The sequence below is a fragment of the Weissella viridescens genome (genome assembly GCF_001437355.1).
Taxonomy (GTDB): domain Bacteria; phylum Bacillota; class Bacilli; order Lactobacillales; family Lactobacillaceae; genus Weissella; species Weissella viridescens.
The window spans coordinates 527,286-527,535 of record NZ_JQBM01000001.1 but is presented as its reverse complement, the minus strand read 5'-3'; the positions used below and the strand labels follow the sequence as shown (position 1 = coordinate 527,535).

The 250-nt window shown below is 52.0% G+C and carries 2 tRNA genes; both read left to right on the top strand.

What is annotated here, in order from left to right:
- Nucleotides 1-77 precede the first annotated feature (77 nt).
- A tRNA-Trp gene (locus IV50_RS02550) sits at nucleotides 78-151 on the top strand.
- A 2-nt stretch (nucleotides 152-153) separates the two neighbouring features.
- Nucleotides 154-227: transfer RNA gene (locus IV50_RS02545), tRNA-His, on the top strand.
- Nucleotides 228-250: the final 23 nt, after the last annotated feature.

Here is a 250-nt window from a genome sequence, read left to right as displayed (position 1 = left end):
GGACGCCTGCCTGTCACGCAGGAGATCACGGGTTCGAACCCCGTTGTGACCGTTTTTCAAGCATTACGTCATTTCATAGGGGTATAGTTTAATGGTAGAACAACGGTCTCCAAAACCGTCGGTGGGGGTTCGACTCCCTCTACCCCTGCCATGGCGGTTGTGGTGAAGTTGGTTAACACACCGGTTTGTGGTTCCGGCATGCGTGGGTTCGAATCCCATCAATCGCCCTTGATGTGATGATTGAATTAGT